This is a genomic window from Streptomyces luteoverticillatus, assembly GCF_003970715.1.
GTDB classification, from domain to species: Bacteria; Actinomycetota; Actinomycetes; order Streptomycetales; family Streptomycetaceae; genus Streptomyces; species Streptomyces abikoensis.
Map to the genome: position 1 here is coordinate 7,107,373 of NZ_CP034587.1, position 20,871 is coordinate 7,128,243.

Annotated in this window: 11 protein-coding genes; all 11 read left to right on the forward strand. The window is 75.6% G+C overall.

Features of this window, described 5'->3' with window-relative positions:
* Positions 1 to 2: 2 nt before the first annotated feature.
* The 11 genes from EKH77_RS31665 to EKH77_RS31710 all read left to right on the forward strand — a co-directional run bounded on the left by EKH77_RS31665 (position 3) and on the right by EKH77_RS31710 (position 20,789).
* A complete protein-coding gene (locus tag EKH77_RS31665) occupies positions 3 to 872 on the forward strand; it encodes a universal stress protein (protein ID WP_126917608.1) in 870 nt (289 codons plus the stop codon).
* 125 nt (positions 873 to 997) lie between these two features.
* Complete coding sequence (locus EKH77_RS31670; RefSeq protein ID WP_126917609.1) at positions 998 to 7,960, forward strand: type I polyketide synthase; 6,963 nt, start codon at positions 998 to 1,000, stop codon at positions 7,958 to 7,960.
* Entirely contained in the window at positions 7,957 to 12,474 is a 4,518-nt protein-coding gene (locus EKH77_RS31675) for a type I polyketide synthase (RefSeq protein ID WP_276319253.1), read from the forward strand. Before EKH77_RS31670 ends, EKH77_RS31675 begins: the two co-directional genes overlap by 4 nt.
* Positions 12,471 to 12,791: an acyl carrier protein gene (locus EKH77_RS31680; RefSeq protein ID WP_126917610.1), complete on the forward strand. Its 321-nt coding sequence runs from the start codon at positions 12,471 to 12,473 to the stop codon at positions 12,789 to 12,791. The genes EKH77_RS31675 and EKH77_RS31680 overlap by 4 nt, the downstream gene beginning before the upstream one ends.
* A 35-nt stretch (positions 12,792 to 12,826) precedes the next feature.
* On the forward strand, positions 12,827 to 13,579 hold the full coding sequence (locus EKH77_RS31685; protein ID WP_126917611.1) for an alpha/beta fold hydrolase: 753 nt from the start codon (positions 12,827 to 12,829) through the stop codon (positions 13,577 to 13,579).
* Entirely contained in the window at positions 13,576 to 14,769 is a 1,194-nt protein-coding gene (locus tag EKH77_RS31690) for a glycosyltransferase (protein WP_126917612.1), read from the forward strand. The genes EKH77_RS31685 and EKH77_RS31690 overlap by 4 nt, the downstream gene beginning before the upstream one ends.
* A 5-nt stretch (positions 14,770 to 14,774) precedes the next feature.
* Positions 14,775 to 15,845 (forward strand): class I SAM-dependent methyltransferase, encoded by a 1,071-nt coding sequence (locus EKH77_RS31695; RefSeq protein WP_126917613.1) that lies wholly within the window; start codon positions 14,775 to 14,777, stop codon positions 15,843 to 15,845.
* A gap of 28 nt (positions 15,846 to 15,873) precedes the next feature.
* Entirely contained in the window at positions 15,874 to 17,079 is a 1,206-nt protein-coding gene (locus EKH77_RS31700; protein WP_126917614.1) for an alcohol dehydrogenase catalytic domain-containing protein, read from the forward strand.
* A 377-nt stretch (positions 17,080 to 17,456) separates the two neighbouring features.
* A complete protein-coding gene (locus EKH77_RS31705; RefSeq protein ID WP_397614005.1) occupies positions 17,457 to 18,677 on the forward strand; it encodes an MFS transporter in 1,221 nt (406 codons plus the stop codon).
* A 178-nt stretch (positions 18,678 to 18,855) separates the two neighbouring features.
* Positions 18,856 to 19,014 (forward strand): hypothetical protein, encoded by a 159-nt coding sequence (locus tag EKH77_RS33265; RefSeq protein ID WP_164737672.1) that lies wholly within the window; start codon positions 18,856 to 18,858, stop codon positions 19,012 to 19,014.
* Positions 19,015 to 19,037: 23 nt separating this feature from the next.
* Entirely contained in the window at positions 19,038 to 20,789 is a 1,752-nt protein-coding gene (locus EKH77_RS31710; RefSeq protein WP_126917616.1) for a glycoside hydrolase family 15 protein, read from the forward strand.
* Positions 20,790 to 20,871: the final 82 nt, after the last annotated feature.

Sequence of the window (20,871 nt, forward strand, 5' to 3'; positions counted from 1 at the left end):
TGATGGTGGGAAGCCGGCAGGCCGTGCTCGTGGAGGTCTCCGACCGGCCCCTCGGCGAGCACGCCGTGCGCTGGGCGGCCGACGAGGCGGCCCTCCGGAGCCTCCCCCTGCGGCTGCTGTACGTCCAGGCGGGGGCGGCGATCACCCTCCCGGACGCGGAACCCGAAAGCCGGGCCCACACCTGGGCGACACATATCCACGCGCGGGGGGAAACGCTGCTGCGCGAAGCACGCGACCAGGCGCTGCGCCACCACCCCGGGCTGGAGATCGACACGGAGCTGGCCTCCGGGCGCCCCCCACGGGTCCTGCGGGAAGCCGCCCGGTCCGCGAGTCTCGTCGTCCTGCCCACACCACGCCACGCCGTGGCGGACTCGCTCTTCACGCCCCGGGACGAGGCCGACGCCCTGACCGGACACCCGGCCTGCCCGGTCGTGCTCGTCCGGGAGCCGCTCCCCGGCGTGCCGGACGACGCGCCCGTGGCGGTCGGGGCGGACGGCTCGCCCTCGGCCCGCCCAGCCGTCGACCTGGCCTTCGAGGAGGCGTCCCTGCGCGGGGTCGGCCTGGTCGCGATCCTGGTCCGCACGCCCCGGGACGCGGGGAGGACCGATGCCCTGGCGGAGGCCCGGGCGGACCTCTCGGAGTCCCTGGCGGCGCACCGGGAGCGGTACCCGGGTGTCGCAGTCCGGCAGGACGTCCTCGTCGGCGACCCCGCGGCGATGCTCGCCTCGGCGTCCCGCCACGCGCGCTGCCTCGTGGTCGGCACGCGCAGAAGAAGCGGACTCAGGGAAGCGCTGGTCGCTTCGACCAGCCGTAGCCTGATCCACGGCACCGACTGCCCGCTGATCATCGCCCCGGCCCCGTCGGCGCCCTGACGCGTCGTGAGGCCACGGGTCGCGGACGACCCGACGGGCGCCCGCCACCGCCTCGCGTCCCCCCGACTGCGGCCGCGCGCCCCGCCGGACGCCCTTACCGCCGACCGATCTTCCGTGCCACGGTGATGAGAGTCGACCAGTCGTGCGCGTGGTGGGGAGACGCCTCCGTGGTGCATACCGTCATCGGTGTCAGTCCCTTCGGCGAGCCCGACGCGCGCATCGCGGCCGCCGTCTGCGCGGCAGGCGGGCTCGGAGTACTCGATCTCGGACGCGGCGACCGCCGGGCACGGGAGGCACTGGGGCTGATGCGCCAATGGGCGCACGGCGCCTTCGGGGTGCGGGTCCAGGACGAGTGCGCGCTACGGCCGGAGGAGGTGCTCGGCCCGGACGCCGAGGGGGGACCGCGCACGGTCCTCCTGGCACCCGGCGTGCGATGGCCCGTGGACCGGGCGCGAAAGGTGACCGTGCTCGCCGAGGCACGCTCGCTGGCCGAGGCGCGCGCCGCCGTACGGGCCGGGGCGGCCGGCGTCATCGGCCGGGGGAGCGAGTGCGGCGGACCCACCGGCGAGCTGTCGACATATGTGCTGCTCCAACAGCTCCTGGCGGACGAGGACTTGGGCGTCCCGGTGTGGGCGTGCGGCGGGATCGGGCCCCGCACGGCCGCCGCGGCCGTGCTCGCCGGAGCCGCCGGAGTCGTGCTCGACGTACAACTGGCGCTGCTGGCGGAGGCGGCCACCCCGTCCTGGCTCGCCCGCCTGCTGCGCTCGTCGGACGGCACCGGCACCACCGTCCTCGACGGGCGGCGCGTGCTGGACCCCGGCCACCCCGCCCTTCAGGCCGCGCCGCGCGGGCGCGCCGTGCCGTTCGGGCAGGACGCGTTCCTCGCGGAGAGATTCGCCCGCGACCACCGGACCGTGGCGGTCGCCGTACGCTCCCTGCGCGCCGCCGTGGACGAGGCGCTCCAGGACCCCGGCGCACCACGGCTGCTGCGCCCCGGCTCGGCCATGAGCCGGGCGCTGGGCACCGCCCTCCCGGTCGTCCAGGGGCCGATGACGCGCGTCAGCGACCAGGCGCGGTTCGCGACCGCAGTGGCGGACGAGGGTGGGCTCCCGGTCGTCGCGCTCGCCCTGGCCGGCCCCGGCAGCACACGGTCGCTCCTCAAGGAGACGGGCGCCACGCTCGGCGGCCGGCCGTGGGGCGTCGGCATCCTGGGCTTCGCGCCCGAGCCGGTGCGCGCCGCGCAACTGGAGGCCGTGAAGGAACTGCGCCCCTCCCACGCCGTCCTCGCCGGCGGCCACCCGGCACAGGCGGCCGCGCTGGAGGCGCTCGGCATCCGGACGTTCCTCCAGGCCCCCTCGCCCGGACTGCTCGGGCAGTTCCTGGCCGCCGGCGCGCGGCGGTTCGTCTTCGAAGGCGCCGAGTGCGGCGGCCACATCGGGCCGCGCAACGCCTTCCCGCTGTGGGAGGCCCAGCTCGGCGTCCTGACCGACTTCCTGGACGCGCGGAAGGGCGACGGGCCGGCGGGCGTCGAGGTGCTGTTCGCGGGCGGAGTGCACGACGCCCGGTCGGCGGCCATGGTGGCCGCCCTGTCCTCGGGTCTCACCGAGCGCGGGGTGGCGGTCGGGCTGCTGATGGGCACCGCGTACCTCTTCAGCCGCGAGGCGGTGGAGTGCGGCGCGGTACGGCCGCTCTTCCAGCGCACGGTCGCCGCGGCGGAGCGCACGGTCCTGCTCGACGCCGCCCCCGGGCACGTCATCCGCTGCGCCCCCAGCCCGTACACCGACGCGTACGCCGCCCACAAGGAGGAGCTGCGCCGGGAGGGGGTCTCCGGGCGGGAGGCGTGGGACCGGCTGGAGCGACTCAACATCGGGCGGCTGCGCGTCGCCAGCAAGGGCGTCGAGCGGGTGGGCGAGGCGCTGCGGGAGGTGGACGAGCGGCGGCAGTTGGACGAGGGCCTTTTCATGGCCGGGGAAGTGGCGGTGCTGCGGCAGGCCGTCACCACCGTGGCCGAGCTGCACCGGGACGTGACGGACCGCGCGGCGGCCTTCTACGAGCGGAGGTCCGCATCCCCGGCCGGGGACCGGCCCCGCACGGCAGCCCCGTACGTGGCGGACAGGCCGCCCGTCCCCGAGCCGCTGGACGTCGCGATCGTCGGGATGGCCTGCATGTTCCCCGGCGCGCCCGACCTGCCGGCGTTCTGGGCCAATGTCCTCGGCGGTGCCGACGCCGTCACCGAGGTGCCCCCGTCACGCTGGGATCCGGCGCTGCACCACGGCGAGGGCGCCCGGGCAGCGGACGTCTCGGCGTCCAAGTGGGGCGGCTTCCTGCCGGGCATCGCCTTCGACCCCCTCCGCTACGGCATCCCGCCCTCCTCGCTCGCCTCCATCGAGCCGGTGCAATTGCTGGCCCTGGAAGCGGCCCGGCGCGCCCTGGCGGACGCCGGGTACGAGCACCGGGCGTTCCCGCGCGACCGTACGTGCGTCGTCTTCGGCGCGGAGGCGGGCAGCGATCTGTCCCACGCGATCACCCTGCGGACCGTCCTGCCGTCCTATCTCGGCGGGCGGCTCCCGAAGGAGCTGGAGGAACGGCTTCCGCGACTGACCGAGGACTCGTTCCCGGGAATGCTGGCCAATGTCGTCTCGGGCCGCATCGCCAACCGGCTCGGGCTCGGCGGGGCCAACTTCACCGTCGACGCGGCCTGCGCCTCCTCGCTGGCCGCGCTCGACGCCGCGTGCAAGGAACTGGTGACGGGAGCCGCGGACGTCGCCCTGTGCGGGGGAGCCGACCTGCACAACGGGATCAACGACTACCTGCTCTTCTCATCGGTGCGCGCGCTGTCCCCCACCGGCCGCTGCCGTACGTTCGACGCCGACGCGGACGGCATCGCGCTGGGAGAGGGCGTCGCGTGCCTCGTGCTGAAGCGGCTGGCGGACGCGCGCCGCGCCGGGGACCGGGTCTACGCGGTGGTCAAGGGCGTCGGCTCGTCCAGCGACGGCCGGTCGCTCGGGCTGACCGCGCCACGGCCGGAGGGGCAGCGCACGGCCCTGGAGCGGGCCTACGCGCAGGCCCGGATCTCCCCGGCCCGCGTCGGCCTGCTGGAGGCCCACGGCACCGGCACGGCGGTCGGCGACCGCACGGAACTGGGCGTGCTGTCGGAGGTGTTCGCGGCGGCCGGCGCGGAGCCGGGCGGGTGCGTGGCCGGTTCGGTGAAGTCGCAGATCGGCCACACGAAGTGTGCCGCCGGCCTGGCCGGACTGATCAAGACGGCGCTGGCGCTCCACACCGGGGTGCGGCCGCCGACGCTCCACCTGCGGCGGCCCGATCCGGCGTGGCGGCCGGACAGCAGCCCGTTCGTCTTCCACGACCGGGCGCTGCCCTGGGCGGCGGAGCCGGCCGCCGAGCGCGTGGCCGGGGTCAGCGCCTTCGGCTTCGGCGGCACCAACTACCACGTGGTGCTGGAGGGCGGCGACGACGTGCCGCCGCGGCGGCACGTCGGTGGCTGGCCGGCGGAGCTGTTCCTCTTCCGCGGCGACGCGGCGATCGAGGACCTGCTGCGGCTGGCGGAGACGAACGAGGCCCACGCGATCCGTGGCTCCGACGACGCGGAGGCGGTGTGGCGGCCGTGGCGGCTGCGCGATCTGGCGCTGACGGCGGCACGCCGGGCGGCGGACACGGCGGCCGGGCCGGTCACCGCCGCGGTGGTCGCGTCGTCCCCGGCCGAACTGCCAGGGCTGCTGCGGGCCGCGCTGGCCGGGCGGCCGGGGCCGGGCCTCCTCCTGCCCGGACCCGAACGGGTCACGGGAGAGACGGCCTTCCTGTTCCCGGGGCAGGGCAGCCAACGGCCCGGCATGCTGGCCGACTTGTTCGTCGCGTTCCCGGAGACACGCCGGCATCTGCGCGGCGCCCCGGTGGCCCGGATGTTCCCACCGGCCGCGTTCGGACCGGACGAGCACGAGACGCGGCGGCGCCGGCTCGCCGACACGCGCGACGCGCAGCCGGCCCTCGGCGCGGCCTGCCTGGCCGTCCACGACGTGCTGGCCGAGCTCGGGATCCGCCCGGCGATGGCGGCGGGGCATTCCTACGGGGAGCTCGTGGCGCTGTGCGCGGCCGGTGTGTTCCCCGCCGACGCCCTGCCGGAGCTGAGCGCGCTGCGGGCCGGGGCGATGGCAGCGGCGGCGGGTGACGAGCCGGGCACCATGGCGGCCGTGACGGCGGGAGCGGCGGAGGTCGAGACCGTGCTGGAGGCCGCCGGACTGGCCGGCCGGGTGGTGGTCGCCGCCCGTAACTCCCCGGCCCAGACGGTCGTCTCGGGCCCGGAGGAGACGGTGCGGCTCGGGGTGGCGGCGCTGGAGGACGCGGGCTTCGGGGCCCGCCGGCTCGATGTGGCGTGCGCCTTCCACAGCCCGGTGATGGAGGAGGCGGCGACCGCGTTCGGCACGGTGCTCGCCGAACGCCCCTTTCGAGCGCCGGAGTTCCCCGTGTGGTCCAACGAGACGGCGGCCCCTTACCCGGCGGACGAAGCCGGTGCGCGGGCCCGGCTGACCGGGCAGATCACGGCGCCGGTGCGGTTCGCCGAGCAGATCGAGGCGATGTACGCGGCCGGTGCCCGCGTCTTCGTCGAGGCGGGCCCGGGGACGGCCCTCACCGGGCTCGTCCGCGCCACGCTCGCCGACCGCCCGCATCTGGCCGTGCCCTTCGAGCCGCACGCCGACGCGGGGCTGCGCGGGCACCTGGAGTCGCTGGCCCGGCTTGCCGTGTCGGGCGGCGTACCGGTCGACGCGGCGGCCCTGTTCGCGGGGCGGGACGCGGTCGTGGCCGATCCGGAGCGGCTGCCGGAGCGGCCGGGGTGGATCGTGGACGGCCATCTGGTCCGGACGGCGGAGGGCGCGGTCCCGCCGGGAGGGCTCAGGCCGGCGCGGCGGCTTGGTGGTCCCGGGCCGGAGCCGGCGGCCGTGGGGCGCGCCGCGAGCTCCGGCCCGGAGGTCGGGGCCGGCGAGGCGTTGCTGAGGGAGTTCCTGCGCGGCAGCCGCGAGGCGGTGGCGGCGCAGCGGGACGTTCTGCTGGCGTACTTGGGGGATCAGCGGCGAGGCGACGGCGTGGTCCCCGTGACCGTCCCCGCGCCCGCGTCGGTGCCGGCCGTGGCCGATGTCCCCGCCGCGTCCGGGCGCCGGCTCGCGGTCGGCCGGCCCGACGTGCTGGGCACCGTGCTCTCGGTGATCAGTGAACGGACCGGCTACCCACGGGAGATGATCGAGCCCCATCTCGATCTGGAGGCCGATCTCAGTGTGGACTCCATCAAGCGGACCGAGATCGCGGGCGAGCTCGTGCAGCGGCTGGCACGGGCCGGGCTGGAGCTGCCCTCGGCCGCCGACACGGACGTGGAGGCACTGGCCCGGGCCCGCACCGCGGCGGAGATCGCCGAATGGCTGTCGGCGCGGGCGGGGGAGCGGCCCGCGTCCGGTCCCTCTGCCGGGCCGGTGGAGGCAGGTAGTACCAGTACGGCCGGTACCGCTCCCGGGCGGTACGTCCTGCGCTCCGTGCCCCTGGACGACGCGCCTGCGGCGGACGGCTCCACGGTGCTGCGGGACAGCCGTTTCCTCGTCCTGGACAGCGAGAACGGCCCCCTGGCGGGGCCCCTCGCCGAGCGGCTGGGGCATCTGGAGGCGCACGTCACGCTGTCCGGGGGCGACACGGCGGCTGAGGATTCCGGACGGACGGACGGGGTGATCCACCTCGTCGGCCCCGGCGAGGAGGCGGCGGGCTCCGTGCTGCCGGACACTTTCCCCCGCTACCAGGAGCTGCTGCGACGCGGGCCGCGCTGGCTCCTCTGCGTACGCCGGGCGGACCCCGGCGACAGGGGTGACGCCGGACTGGGCGGCTTCTTCCGTACCGTGGCGCGCGAATACCCGGCGACGACCGCCCGCGTCGTGTCCGTCCCCCGGGGATGGGCCGCCGCGCAGGTCGTCGACGCGGTCGTCGGCGAGCTGCTCGCACCGGACCGCGCACCCGTCGTCGAACGCGCCGAGCGCGGGCGCCGCCTGGCCGTCGCCGAGCCCCGGGAGGCCACGCCGGGCTTGTCGGCGGCGCGGAGCGCGTCGGAGGCGTCGGGCGTGCCGGCGGCGTCTGACTCGCTCGCCGCGCCGGGCCCGGTGGCCACGCCTGACGGGTCGGCCGCCGATGGGCCAGCCTCCGCCCGGCAGGAGCCTGCCAAGTCGGCCGTCGGTCGGCTCGGGCTCGGGCCCGAGGCCGTCGTGTTGTTCGCGGGCGGTGCGCGTGGGATCGGGTCGCGGTTCGCTGTCGCCCTTACCGCCGCCTCCGGGTGCCGGGTGGAGCTGCTCGGCCGTACCGGCGACATCGACGCCGCGGAGCCGCCGGGCACGGCGGGCGTCAGCGGCCGGACGGCGCTGCGAGCGGCACTGGCCGCGCACGGCGGACTCGAGCCGGCCGAAATCGAGCGTGAGACACGCCTGATCACGGCCCGGCGCGAGACCGCCGCGACCCTCGACCGCATCCGCGCCGGAGGCGGACAGGCCGGCTACCGCACCATCGACCTGCGGGACGCGGAGGCCGTCGAGCAGGCGGTCAAGGAGACCCACGCCCGCCACGGGCGGATCGACGGCGTGGTGTACGCCGCCGGGATCGTCGAGGACAAGCTCATCGCCGACAAGGACCCGGCCTCCTTCCGCCGCGTGTACGAGACGAAGACGGAAGGGGCCCGCGCCCTGCTCACCGCGCTGCGCCGGATCCCCGAACCACCCCGGTTCGTCGTGCTGTTCGGATCCGTCGCGGCCGTCTCCGGCAACCGCGGCCAGGCCGACTACGCCGCCGCCAACGACGCGCTCGCCGTCCTGGGCCGGCGATGGCGGCGGGCCACGGGCGCCCGCGCGCTCACGGTGCACTGGGGGCCATGGGCCCCCGACGCCGAACACGGCGGGATGGTCGGCCCCGAGCTCGCCCGTGAGTACGCGCGGCGCGGCATCGGCCTGATCGCCCCGGAGGAGGGCGTCGCGGCACTGCTCGGCGAACTCGCGTGGGGCGACGACGACACGGACGAGGTCGTCCACGCCGCCCCGGGGTGGCAGCCGTGACAGCGGAACAGACGAAACAGACGCCCGTGGCCATCGTCGGCATGGCGGTGACCCTGCCCGGCGCGGACGGCCTCGAACAGTACTGGCACAACCTCGTCACCGGCGTCGACGCCGTCTCCCAGGTCCCCGAGGGCCGCTGGGACCAGGAGGCCTACGGGCCGGACGCCATCTACTGCCGGCGCGGCGGGTTCGTCGACGACCGGCTGGCCGGCTTCGACCCCGCCGCGTTCGGCATCATGCCCGGCGCCGTCCCGGCCACCGAACCCGACCAGCTCATCGCCCTGCACACGGCCGCCGCCGCCCTCGCGGACGCGGGCGGCCTGGCCGCGACCGACCGGACCCGCGCCGGGGTGGTGCTGGGCCGCGGCGGCTATCTGACGGCCGGTCTCGCGCGACTCGACCAGCGGGTGCGCACGGCCGGGCAGCTGGTCCGCACGCTGCGGGAGCTGCTGCCCGAGCTCGGCGAGCAGCGCCTGGCACGGGTCCGCGCCGCCTTCGAGGAGGCGCTCGGACCGGACGACCCCGGCTCGGTCATCGGGCTCGTGCCCCACTTCGCCGCCTCGCGCGTCGCCAACCGCCTGGACCTGCGCGGCCCCGCGTACACGGTCGACGCGGCCTGCGCCTCGTCGCTCCTGGCCGTCCGGCAGGCGATCACGGAACTGACCGCCGGACGCTGCGACGTGATGCTGGCGGGCGGCGTCCACCACTGCCACGACGTGACGCTGTGGTCCGTCTTCGCCCGGCTCGGAGCGCTGTCCCCGACACAGCGCATCCGCCCCTTCCACCGGGAGGCGGACGGGGTGCTCATGGGCGAGGGCACGGGCATCGTCGTCCTCAAACGGCTGGCGGACGCCGTACGCGCCGACGACCGGGTGTACGCCGTGGTGAGCGGGGCCGGGGTGGCCGGTGACGGGCGCACCGCGAGCCTGGTGACGCCGGACCCCGACGGCCAGGTGCGGGCGGTGCGGCTCGCCTGGGAGGCGGCGGGCATGGACCCCCGCGCCCCGGGTTCGATCGGCCTCCTGGAGGCCCACGGCACGGGGACGCCGCAGGGGGACGCCGCCGAGATCGCCACGCTGCGCCGGGTCTTCGGCCCGCCGGACGGCGCGGACGCTCCCGACTCTCCCGGCGCTCCCGACGCGGTGATCGGCTCGGTCAAGTCGATGATCGGCCACACCATGCCGGCGGCGGGGGCGGCGGGCCTGATCAAGGCCGCGCTGGCCCTCCACCGGCGGACGCTCCTGCCCACCCTCCACTGCGAGGACCCCCACCCCGACCTGCTCGCCACCCGCTTCCGCCCGGCCGCCGAGGCGCGCCCCTGGGAGGCGGAGACCAGGCGGGCCGGGGTCAACGCCTTCGGCTTCGGCGGCATCAACGCCCACGTGGTGCTGGAGGAGTTCCGCCCGCCGGCCGGTCCGGCCCGCGCCCCGCTCGCCCCTCGCGCCGGTGCGGTGACCACGGCCGTGACCGAGCCCGAACCGGTCCTGCGCCTCGCCGCCGGCACCCCCGAGGAGCTGCGCGCGCTGCTCGACGCCGACGACCCGAGTCTGCGCGTCCCGAGCACGGGCACGGGAGGCGCGCGGCTGGCGGTGGCCGGGCCGAGCGCCGAGCGGCTCGCCCTGGCCCGGAAGCTGGTCGCGCGCGGCCGGGCGTGGGGCGGCCGGCGCGACGTGTGGTTCGCGCCCCGGCCGGTGCTCGGTCCGGCCGGCGGTGGGCGCACCGCCTTCCTCTTCCCCGGCCTGGAAGCCCGTTTCACGGACCGGGGCGACGACCTCGCCCGCCACTTCGGGCTGCCCCGCCCCCGCTGGGGGACGGCCCGCGTCGGTGACGTGGCGGAGCACGGCGCCGCCGTCGTCGACAGCGGACGGCTGCTGGCCGCCGTGCTGCGGCGATGCGGTATCGAGGCCGAGGCCCTGGCCGGCCACAGCGTCGGCGAATGGGCGGCGATGGGCGTCGGCGGCATCTTCGCCGATGGCGAAGTGGAAGGGTTCCTGCGGACGTTCGACCCCGGAGCGCTACAGGTCCCGGACCTGGCCTACGTGACCTTCGGAGCGTCCGCCGCCCGGGTCGCGGCGGCCCTGGCGGGGGTGCCGGAGGTCGTCCTCTCCCACGACAACGCGCCCCACCAGACGGTCGTCTGCGGCCCGGCGCGCCACGTGGCGACCGTGACCGAAAGGCTGCGTGCCGAGGGCGTGACCGGCCAGGCGCTGCCCTTCGCTTCCGGTTTCCACACACCCATGCTGGCGCCCTACCTCGGGCCGATCCGGGAGACGATGGAGCGCTTCACCCTCCACCGGGCCACGGTGCCGGTGTGGTCGGGCACGACCTGTGCCCCCTTCCCCGACGAGCCCCCGGCGGTGCGGGACCTGTTCGTCCGCCACCTGCTGGAGCCGGTCCGTTTCCGCGGCCTCGTCGACGCCCTCCACGCCGCCGGGTTCCGGGCCTTCGTCCAGGCCGGCGAGGGCCAACTGCCCGCCCTGGTGGGCGACACGCTCGGCGAGCGCGAGCATCTGGCGGTCACGGCGGTGCACGCCCGCCGGGGCGCCCTGCCCCAGCTGAGCCGGGTCGTGGCCGGGCTGTGGGCGTTCGGCGCGGACCCCGACTTCCGCGCCCTGCCCACCGGCGGACGGACCGGCACACGAGCCGATGTACGAGCCGGGGTGCGGCTGGCGCTGGACGCCGGTCCCGTGTCCCTGAAGCCCGCGACACGGGACCGGCTGCGTACGGCCCTCAGCGGATCCCTCGGCGGACCGGGCCGGCTGGACGCGGTGGCCGGGCGTTTCCCCGAGGCGGGGGAGCTGCGGGACCTGCTGGCCGAGACGGCCGACGCCGCCACGGCCGTCTTCACGGCACTGGAGACGCCCCGCGCCCCGGCGATCCCCGCTCCGATGCCCGCTCCGAGCGCGGAGCGCGACACGACGGACAACCGCGATGCGGCGGACGTCGTCCACCGCCGCTCGATACGGGTGAGCCTGGACACCATGCCCTACCTGGTGGACCACTGCTTCTTCGCCCAACGGCCCGGCTGGCCCGACCTCGGCGACCGCTGGCCCGTCGTGCCCGCCACGACGCTCGTCCGGCACATGACCGACGCGGTGGCGGCGTCCGGAGGCGGCACGCCGGTGGCCGTCCGGGACGCCCGGTTCCTCGAGTGGCTCGCCGCCGAGCCGCCCGTCGACGTACCCGTGAACGTGGCCCCGGACGGGCGACGAGCGGACCGCCGGCACGTCGAGCTCGGCCGGTACGCGCGCGCCGACGTCGAGACCGCGCCCCGCCACCCGGCACCACCCCCCGCCTGGCCCGTACCCGCAGGCGAATCCGTGCCCACGGTCTCGGCCCGGCGGATGTACGAGGAGCGGTGGATGTTCCACGGCCCGCTCTTCCGTGGCGTCACCGCCGTCACCGCGCTCGGCGACCGGCACGTACGCGGCGTACTCACCGCCCCGCCGGCCCCCGGCGCGCTCCTCGACAACGCGGGGCAACTGCTGGGCTACTGGCTCATGGCCACCCGTGCCGACCGCACCGTCGTGCTGCCCGCCGGGATCCGCGACATCCGCTACCACGGCCCGGAACCGGCCCCCGGCACGCGCGTCGACTGCCACATTCGCATCACCTCGCTCACGGAGACGCTACTGGCGGCCGACCTCCAGCTCGGTCGCGACGGCATGGTCTGGTGCGAGATCCGGGGCTGGGAGGACCGCCGGTTCGACTCGCCGGCCGTCACCGAGGGCATCCGACGGCGGCCCGGGCACAGCACCGTGGCCCAGGCGCGGGACGGCGGCTGGCACCTGGTCTTCGACCACTGGCCCGATCCCGCCTCCCGCGAGCTGACGGTCCGCAACCTGATGGGCGCCGCCGAGCGCCGGGCCTACGCGGACCGGCCGCCGCGCGGCAGACGGCAATGGCTGCTCGGCCGGATCGCCGCCAAGGACGCCGTCCGCCACCACCTGTGGCAACACGGCGCGGGGCCGGTCTTTCCCGCCGAGATCCGCGTCCGCAACGACGCCGACGGACGGCCGCACCCCGAGGGCGTCCACGGCCGGGAGCTCCCGCCGCTCGATCTGTCGCTCGCCCACTGCGAGGAGGCCGCCGTCGCCCTCGTCCGCCCCGTCGGCGCCGCGCCCGTCGGCATCGACATCGAGGAGATCACCGAACGGCCGGCGGCCACCCGCGACGCCGTCCTCGCCGACGACGAACGGGCGCTCCTCGACCGGCTCGGCGGCGGGCCGCGGGCCCTCACCCGCGTCTGGGCGGCCAAGGAGGCCGCGGCCAAGGCGGAAGGCACCGGGCTGATGGGCCGGCCGCGCGACTTCCGGGTGCGCGTGGACGAGGCCGGCCGGACGACCGTGCGCGCGCCCTCCGGCCGCGTCCACTCCGTGTCCTTCGCCGAGACGGCCAACCCCTCCGGCCTGCGTCCCCGGCGGTACGTCGTCGCCTGGACCGAGGACGCCGCCCGGACCGGGGACGGGGCCGACGACCACCGCCGGCAGCACCAGGAGGAGAACCCCCCGTGACCACCACCCCCACCCCCGACGCGTCCGCCCCGGCCCACGGCCCGGACGAGGCCGAGGTCCTCACCGCGCTCACCGAGGCCATGTCCGCCGTGCTCGACCCGGTCGAGTTGGAGGCCACGCCCCTCACCATGGACACGCGGTTCGTCGAGGACCTGGACCTGGAGTCGATCGACCTGGTGACGCTCACCGGCCTGCTCGGGAGCCGGTACGGCGACCGCGTCGACTTCCCCCGGTTCTTCGCCTCCCTCGAACTGCCGGAGATCATCGGGCTCTCCGTCGGGCAGGTCGTCCGCTACGTCGCCGGTTGCCTGCGGTGACGGCGGTCCGCTCCCCACGGCTGAACGTGACCCGCATGGGGCGGCCCGGCGGGGACACCGTCGTCCTGGTGCACGGCATCGCGATGGACAACCTGGCCAGCTACTACTTCACCGTCGCCCCCGCCTGCGCCGCCGCCGGGCACCAGGTGGTGATGTACGACCAGCGCGGGCACGGCCGCAGCGAACGCCCCGCCAGCGGCTACCGCCTGGAGGACTTCACCGGCGACCTCGCCGCCCTCCTCGACGGCCTGCACCCGTCCGGCGACGTCCACCTCGTCGGCACCTCCTTCGGCGGCACCGTCGCCCTCGACTACGCGCTCCACCACCCGGGCCGGCTCGCCAGCGTCCTCGTCGTCGAGTCGGAACCCCCCACCCCGGCCTGGGCCGAGAAACTCGGCGGAATCCTCGCCGACGCGGCGCGGCGGCTGCGCGACGAGCGGGCCCTGCCCTGGCTCGCGGAGCACTACGGCGGGCACGAGGCCAGGCTGGGCCGCCGCTCCTGCCCGCTGCTGCACGGAACCACGGCCGCCGAGGACATCGCGGCCAGCCGCGTCCCCGCCGAGGACCGCTGGCGCACCCTCGGCGTGCCCGTCCTCGCCGTCTACGGGGGCACCTCCGACCTCGCGGAGACGGCGCCCCACCTGGAATCCCTGCTTCCCGACTGCCGCACCGTGCGCGTCGACGGGTACGGCCACTCCGTGCTCGTCGAAGCGCCCCGGACGGTCGCCGGAATCCTGGTGGACTGGCTCGGCTCGGGGCACCGGGCCGGGGCGGCGGTAAGGACATGAGCGGCCCAGGGGAGAGGCGCTTTCTCTTCGTCGTGCCGCCGCTCGTGGGACACATCAATCCGGCCGCCGGCGTCGCGGCCGAGCTCGCCGGGCGCGGCCACCGGGTGGGCTGGGCCGGCTGCCCCGAGCTCATCGAGGAGTGGGCCGGGCCCGACGCGCGGACATACCCCTGCGCGACCCTCCGCGAGGTGCGCAGACCGCCGGCACTGCGCGGCTTCGCCGCGCTGCGCTTCCTGTGGGAGGACTTCCTGGGGCCGCTCGCCACGGCCATGGCGCCCGGGGTGCGGGAGGCCGTCGCGGCCTTCCGCCCGGACGTCATCGTCGCCGACCAGCAGGCCCTGGCCGGCGCCCTGACCGCCGAACGGCTCGGTGTCCCGTGGGCCACCTCGGCCACGACCCCCGCCGAGTTCTCCGCCGCGCTCACCACCACGCCCAAGGTCGAGGAGTGGATCGCGGGGCTGCTCGGCGGCCTGCGCGCATCCCTCGGCGACCCGGCGCACACCCACGACCCGCGCTTCTCCCCGCACCTCGTCCTGGTCTTCACCACCGGAGCGCTGGCGGGCGAGCCCCCCGTCCACCGGCCGCAGAGCCGCTACGTGGGACCCGCCCCGGCCACCCGCACCCCCGGCGTCCCCTTCCCCTGGGAGTGGCTGGACCCGGGCCGGGCCACCGTGCTCGTCTCCCTCGGCACCGCCAACACCGATACCGGCGACCGTTTCCTCACCGAGTGCGCCGCGGCCGTACGCGCGCGGGCCCGCACCGCCCAGGCGGTGATCGCGGACCCGGGCGGGGCACTCGGCGGGATGTCCGACGGCGACGTGCTGGCCGCGCCCCGGCTGCCCCAGCTCGCCCTGATGGAAAGAGCATCCGCCGTCGTCTGCCATGCCGGGCACAACACCGTCGCGGAGTCCCTGTGGCACGGGGTGCCCCTCGTCGTCGCGCCGATCCGGGACGACCAGCCCGTGGTCGCCACCCAGGTCACGGCGGCGGGCGCCGGCGTCCGGGTGCGCTTCGGCCGCGGCGACCGCCACACCATCGGTGCCGCGCTGGACGACGTCCTCACTGACCCCCGGTACCGGGCGGCCGCCCACCGCGTCCGCGACTCCTTCCACGCGGCCGGAGGCAGCCGGGCGGCGGCAGCGCACCTCGAACGACTGGCGGCCCGCGCCGCACGACCCGAAAGACGGTGAAACCCATGGACCGACGCGCCGAGGCCGCCCGCCTCCGCCCCGCCTACCAGCGCGAACTCGCCCAGGGCACGGAGCGCTTCCACCACCCCCGCCGTGCCGACTGCCCCTGGTGCGGGTCAGCCCGGCTGCGTACCCGGCTGCGCACCGTCGACCTGCTCCAGCGAAAGCCCGGCACCTTCGTCCTCGACCAGTGCCGCGACTGCGCCCACTCCTTCCAGAACCCCCGGCTCACGGCGGACGGCCTCGACTTCTACTACCGGGACTTCTACGACGGCTTCAGCGGCGAAGCCCTGAAAGGCTTCGCCGACGCCGGATTCACCCGCAACCGCTACCTCGCCGCCGCCCGCTCCGTCCTCCCCTTCTGCCGCCCACGGCGCTGGCTGGACGTCGGCACCAGCAAGGGCCACTTCCCGCAGGCCGCCCGCGAGATCCATCCGTCCACCGTCTTCGACGGCCTGGACATCGGCGAGGGCGTGGAGCACGCCGAGCGCCTCGGCCACGTCACCGAAGGACACCGGGGCCGGCTCACCGACCTCGCGCCCAAGCTGGCGGGCCGCTACGACGTGGTCAGCATGTTCCATTGCCTCGAACACACCCCGGACCCGCGTCAGGAGCTCGCCGCCGCCCTCGCGGTTCTCGAACCGGGCGGCCACCTGGTGATCGAGGTGCCCGACCCCGAATGCCTCACGGCCAGGATCCTCGGCCGCTGGTGGGTGCCGTACTTCCAGCCGCAGCACCTCCACCTGATCCCGGCGGCCAATCTGCGCGACGAACTGGAGTCACTGGGCTGCACCGTCGTGGCCGTCGACCGGCGGGAGCCCCACATCCCCGTCGACCTGGCCGGCGCGGTCCTCCTCGCCCTGAGCCGGTTCCTGCCCCGGGACGACGCCCCCTGGCACCCCGCCCCGCCCGGTCTGCTCCGGCGGGCCCTGCGCCCCGCCCTCTTCTGGGCGGCCGTCCCCCTGCTGCTCGCCGCCTTCGCCGTCGAGCAGCTCACGGCCCCGCTCGTCCGCCGCACCCGGTTCTCCAACGCGTACCGGGTGGTGGCACGCGTGGGAGGCGCCGACGGCGGCTGACCCGGGTTGCGGCCGACGGGCGCGGGGCGTGAGCTGGAGAGGCCGGAGTTCCGGCTTCCGAACGCGCACGAGGCAGCACGAGGGGATCGAGGAACCCACGGATGTGATCGTCCGCGTTACCTCGACCGGGATCTGCGGCTCGGACCTCCACCTCTACGAAGTCCTCGGGCCCTTCCTGGAGGCGGGCGACATCCTCGGTCACGAGCCGATCGGCATCGTCGAGGAGACCGGCCCCGACGTCACCGCCGTCGCCGCCGACGACAGGGTCGTCGTGCCCTTCAACATCGCGTGCGGGAACTGCTTCATGTGCGACCAGGGCCTCCAGTCGCAGTGCGAGACCACCCAGGTGCGGTCGCACGACAAGGGCGCCGCGCTGTTCGGCTACAGCAGGCTCTACGGCCAGGTCCCCGGCGCGCAGGCCGAGTTCCTGCGCGTCCCCTTCGGCGACACCATGCCCGTCAGCGTGCCGCAGGGGCCGCCGGACGAGCGGTACGTCTACCTCTCCGACGTCCTACCCACGGCCTGGCTGGCCGTGGAGTACACGGCCGTCCCGCCCGGCGGCAGCCTGACGGTCCTGGGCCTGGGACCGATCGGCGACATGGCCGCCCGGATCGCCCTCCACCGGGGCGCCGGCCTGGTCATCGGCGTGGACCTGGTGCCCGAGCGGATCGCCCGGGCCGCCGCGCGCGGCGTGACGACGCTCGACCTGCGTGACCACACCGGCGACGACGGTGGCCTGGTCGCCGCCGTCCAGGACCTGACCGAGGGCCGGGGGACCGACGCGGTCATCGACGCCGTCGGCATGGAGGCACACGGCTCACCCGGCTGGAAGGCCGCCCAGCAGTTCACCGGGCTGCTGCCCGGTCCGTGGGCGCGGAAGCTGATGGAGCACGCCGGCGTCGACTCCATGGCGGCGCTCCACACCGCGATCGGGATCGTACGGCGCGACGGCACCGTCTCCGTCTCCGGCGTGTACGGCGGCATGACCGACCCGATGCCGATGATGACGCTCTTCGACAAGCAGGTGCAGCTGCGCATGGGCCAGGCCAATGTCCGGCGCTGGGTGGGGGAGATCCTCCCGCTGCTCGACGACGCGGACCCGCTCGGCGTGGAGGGCTTCGCGACACACGTCCTCCCGCTGGAGGACGCTCCCGAGGCGTACCGGACGTTCCAGGCCAAGGGGGACGGGATGGTCAAGACGTTGCTGACGCCGGCGTCGGCGGCGGCCGCGTGACGTGGGGCACCCTGCTGCGCCGTGAGCAGGGGGTTTCCAGGGTGTGATCCACCGCATAGCGGACGCGCTTCCCCGGGTGGGGAAGCGCTTGTGACCATGTCCGGGATGCCGGATCTGCCCTTTTAGTGGGCGGGCCCGGTGTTTCCGGCCCGCGCCTCGCGGGGTGCTCGCTGCCCGGTTTGGGGTGCGTTGGTGGCCGGCCCGCTGTTCCCGACCTCCGGACCGGACCTTTGCGCCTCCCTTTCCGCAGTTTCCGCCGTCATGCCGGCCTTGCCACGCCCGAAACCGCTGTCGTGCGGCCTGTCCGCGCGCTCCTCGCCCGTCGTGGGGCGGCCTCTGGTGACAGGTCGCCGTGGCGTTGTCTGCGCGGTCGGAGTATGCGGTGGTGGTCGGCGGCGAATCTGGTGTCGAATCTGGGCACGTGGATGCAGCTGACCGTGCAGAACCTGCTGGTTCTGCAGCTGACGGGCTCGGCCGCCGCGACGGGTCTGTCGCTGTCGGTGCAGGCCGCTCCGGGCCTGCTGTTCGGGCTGCTGGGTGGCGCGGTCGTCGACCGCTGGCCGCGGAAGCTGACCGCCGCGGTGAGCCAGGCGCTGCTGGCGTTGGTGGCCTTCACCACGGCGGCGCTGGTGGCCTTCGGTGAGCTGTCGCTGCCGGTCCTGATGGGCCTGTCGGCGGTCACCGGCCTGATCGCCACCGTCGACGGGCCCGCCACGTCGCTGCTGGGCAACGATCTCGTCCCGGAGCGGGACGTTCCCTCCGCGATCGCGCTCGGCTCGGTCGTGCACAGCGTCGGCCGGCTGGCGGGTACCGCGCTGGCGGCCGTGGGTATCGCGGTGATCGGTACGGCGGGGGCGTATGTGGTCAACGGTCTGTCGTTCCTCTTCGTGACCGCCGTCATCCCCTTCCTCCGCCTGCATCCCCAGGCCGCCGCCGCTGCGGTGGTGCCTGCCGAGCGGGAGTCGGATGCTCGTGGTGGTCTGGCGTTCTTCTTCAGCCGTCGGGCGCTGGTGGCGCTGGCCGTGATCGGCGCGGTGAGCGCGGTCCTGGGCCGTAACTATCAGCTCACCCTGGCCACGCTCGTGACCGGCCCGCTGCACGGCGGCGCCGGCGCGTATGGCCTGGTCTCGGCCCTGCTCGCCGTCGGCGGCATCGTCGGCGCGGTGGTGGCCGGGCGGCTGCGGCGGCCCACGGTGCGGCTGGTCGCCCTGCTGGCGGCGGCGGGTGCGGTGCTGCAGATCGTGGCGGGGCTCAGCCCCGTCCTGGGCATGCTGTTGCTGATGGTGGTGCCGATGGCCATCGCCGAGTCGGTGGTGGACACCGCGACCGCCACCGTGCTCCAGACCGATCCTCCCGCGCATATGCGGGGCCGGGTCCTGGGTGTGTGGCGCAGTGTGAGCACGGGGTGGAGTCTGGCGGGTCCGCCGATGCTGGGCCTGCTGGTCCAGGGCGCCGGTGAGCGCGGCGCTCTCGTGATCGGTGGTGTGGTGATCGTGGCCGTCATCGGTGCCGGCACCCTTGCCCGCCGTCGCACCACGGCAGTCCCTGCCGTGGCCGGCGTCCGGGCCGCCGAGCCCGCCTTCCAGACAGCCGCGTAAAGGGGACCGCGCCGAGCCGCGATCACACGATCGCGGCCCGTATTGGTTTGACCGGGGGGCCATTCTGGAACCCATGGCGCATGGTCCCCTCTCAGGTCGACGCCACCCTCCCGGAGCCGGCGGCGTTCGCGCACGCCGTGCGGGCGCGCGGGCCCCGCGACGGCACGTGGTGCGAGGCGTGACCGAGCACCGCGTGGTGTCGGTCGCCATCGAGAGCGACGCGGCCGTACGGGTCCTGCTGCCGTGGGGACGGCGCCCCGCCGACCCGTCGCGCCGGCACAGCGCCGCCGGGCCCGAGGCCCTGCGCCGGGTGCGAAGCCTCCTGGGCGGCTACTGAGGCCGGGAGGGGAGTCGGACCGCATGCCAGGTGAATTCCCGCCTCAGCCGCTGGACCGGTACGCCTTGCTCGCGGACGGTGAACGCGGTGCCATGGTGGGTCCTTTCGGCGACGTCACCTGGATGTGCGCGCCGCGCTGGGACTCCGGTGCCGTCTTCTCCACTCTGATCGGCGGCAGGGGTGTCTACGCGGCCACTCCGGTGGCCCGCCACGTCTGGGGCGGCCGCTACGAGGAAGGGTCGCTCATCTGGCGCACCCGCCGGATCACCGAAGAGGGCGTGTTCGAGTGCCGTGAGGCGCTGGCCTTCCCCGGCGACCCGCACTGCGCGGTCATCCTCCGCCGGATCATCGCCTCACCGGACCGCGCGCGGCTGGCCGTGGTGCTGGAACCCCGCGCGGATTTCGGCGAGGGCCCGCTGCGTGCCACGCACGAGCACGACGGGGTGTGGACCGGGGCCGTCGGAGAGCTGCGGATGCGCTGGTCGGGTGGGGCGAACGCCCGCCCGGAGGGCCCGGAGGGCCACAGGCTGACCATGGACCTGACGGTCGAGCCGGGCACCCGCCACGACCTGGTGCTCGAGATCAGCGACCGGGAACTGCCGCCGCGGCCGCCCGAGGCCGCCCGGTGCTGGGCGGAGACCGAGACGGCGTGGGAACGGGCGGTGCCCCGCCTCCAGGGCACCGTCGCCCCCCGGGACGCCCGTCAGTCGTACGCGGTCCTGCGGGGACTGACCGCCCGGTCCGGGGGCATGGTGGCGGCCGCCACGACCAGCCTGCCCGAGCGGGCCGGGGAGGACCGCAACTACGACTACCGGTACGTGTGGATCCGTGACCTGTGCATCGCCGGTCAGGCGGTCGCCGCCGACGAGGCCCACCCCTTGCTCGACGACGCGGTCCGCTTCGCCACGGCCCGGCTGCTCGACGACGGCCCCGGCCTGGCCCCCGTCTACACCGCCGAAGGACGCGACGTCCCCGGTCAGCACCGGCTCGAGCTTCCCGGCTATCCGGGGGGCCACGACCTGGTGGGAAACCGGGGCGGCGAACAGTTCCAGCTCGACGCCTTCGGCGAGGCCCTGCTCCTGCTGGCGGCCGCCGCGCGTCACGACCGGCTGGACGACGACGGCCGACGGGCCGCGGAGACGGCGGCCCAGGCGATCGACCGGCGCTGGAGGGAGCCCGACTCCGGCATGTGGGAGCTCTCCCCCCGGCACTGGGCCCACAGCAGGCTGATCTGCGCCGCCGGACTGCGGGCCATGGCGCGAGCCGGCCCGTCGACCGCCCGGACGGCACGCTGGACGGAGCTGGCGGACGCGCTGATCGCCGACACCGCCGCGCACAGCCTGCACCCTTCGGGCCGCTGGCAGCGCTCTCCCGGTGACCCCGGTCTCGACGGAGCCCTGCTGATGCCCCTCGTCCGGGGCGCCCTGCCGGCGGACGACCCGCGGAACGCCGCCACCCTGCGCGCCTACACCCGTCGGCTGACCGACGACCACTTCGCCTACCGTTTCCGCCACGACGGACGCCCGCTCAACGAGGCGGAGGGCGCGTTCCTGCTGTGCGGATTCGCCGTGGCCCTGGCGCAACACCGGCAGGGCCACGAAGTGGAGGCGTACCGCTGGTTCGAGCGCAACCGCGCCGCTTGTGGACCGGCCGGTCTGTACTCCGAGGAGTACGACGTCGGTCTGCGGCAGATGCGCGGCAATCTGCCGCAAGCCTTCGTCCACGCCCTGATGCTCGAATGCGCGGTTCGGCTGAACCGGCCGTGGGGCGCGTAGCGCGAGCGGACGCGGCGTCGCGGCTCGCGAGGCACCGAGATGTGGGGCGCCCCGTCGTATGCCAGCCTGCTGAAGAACGACG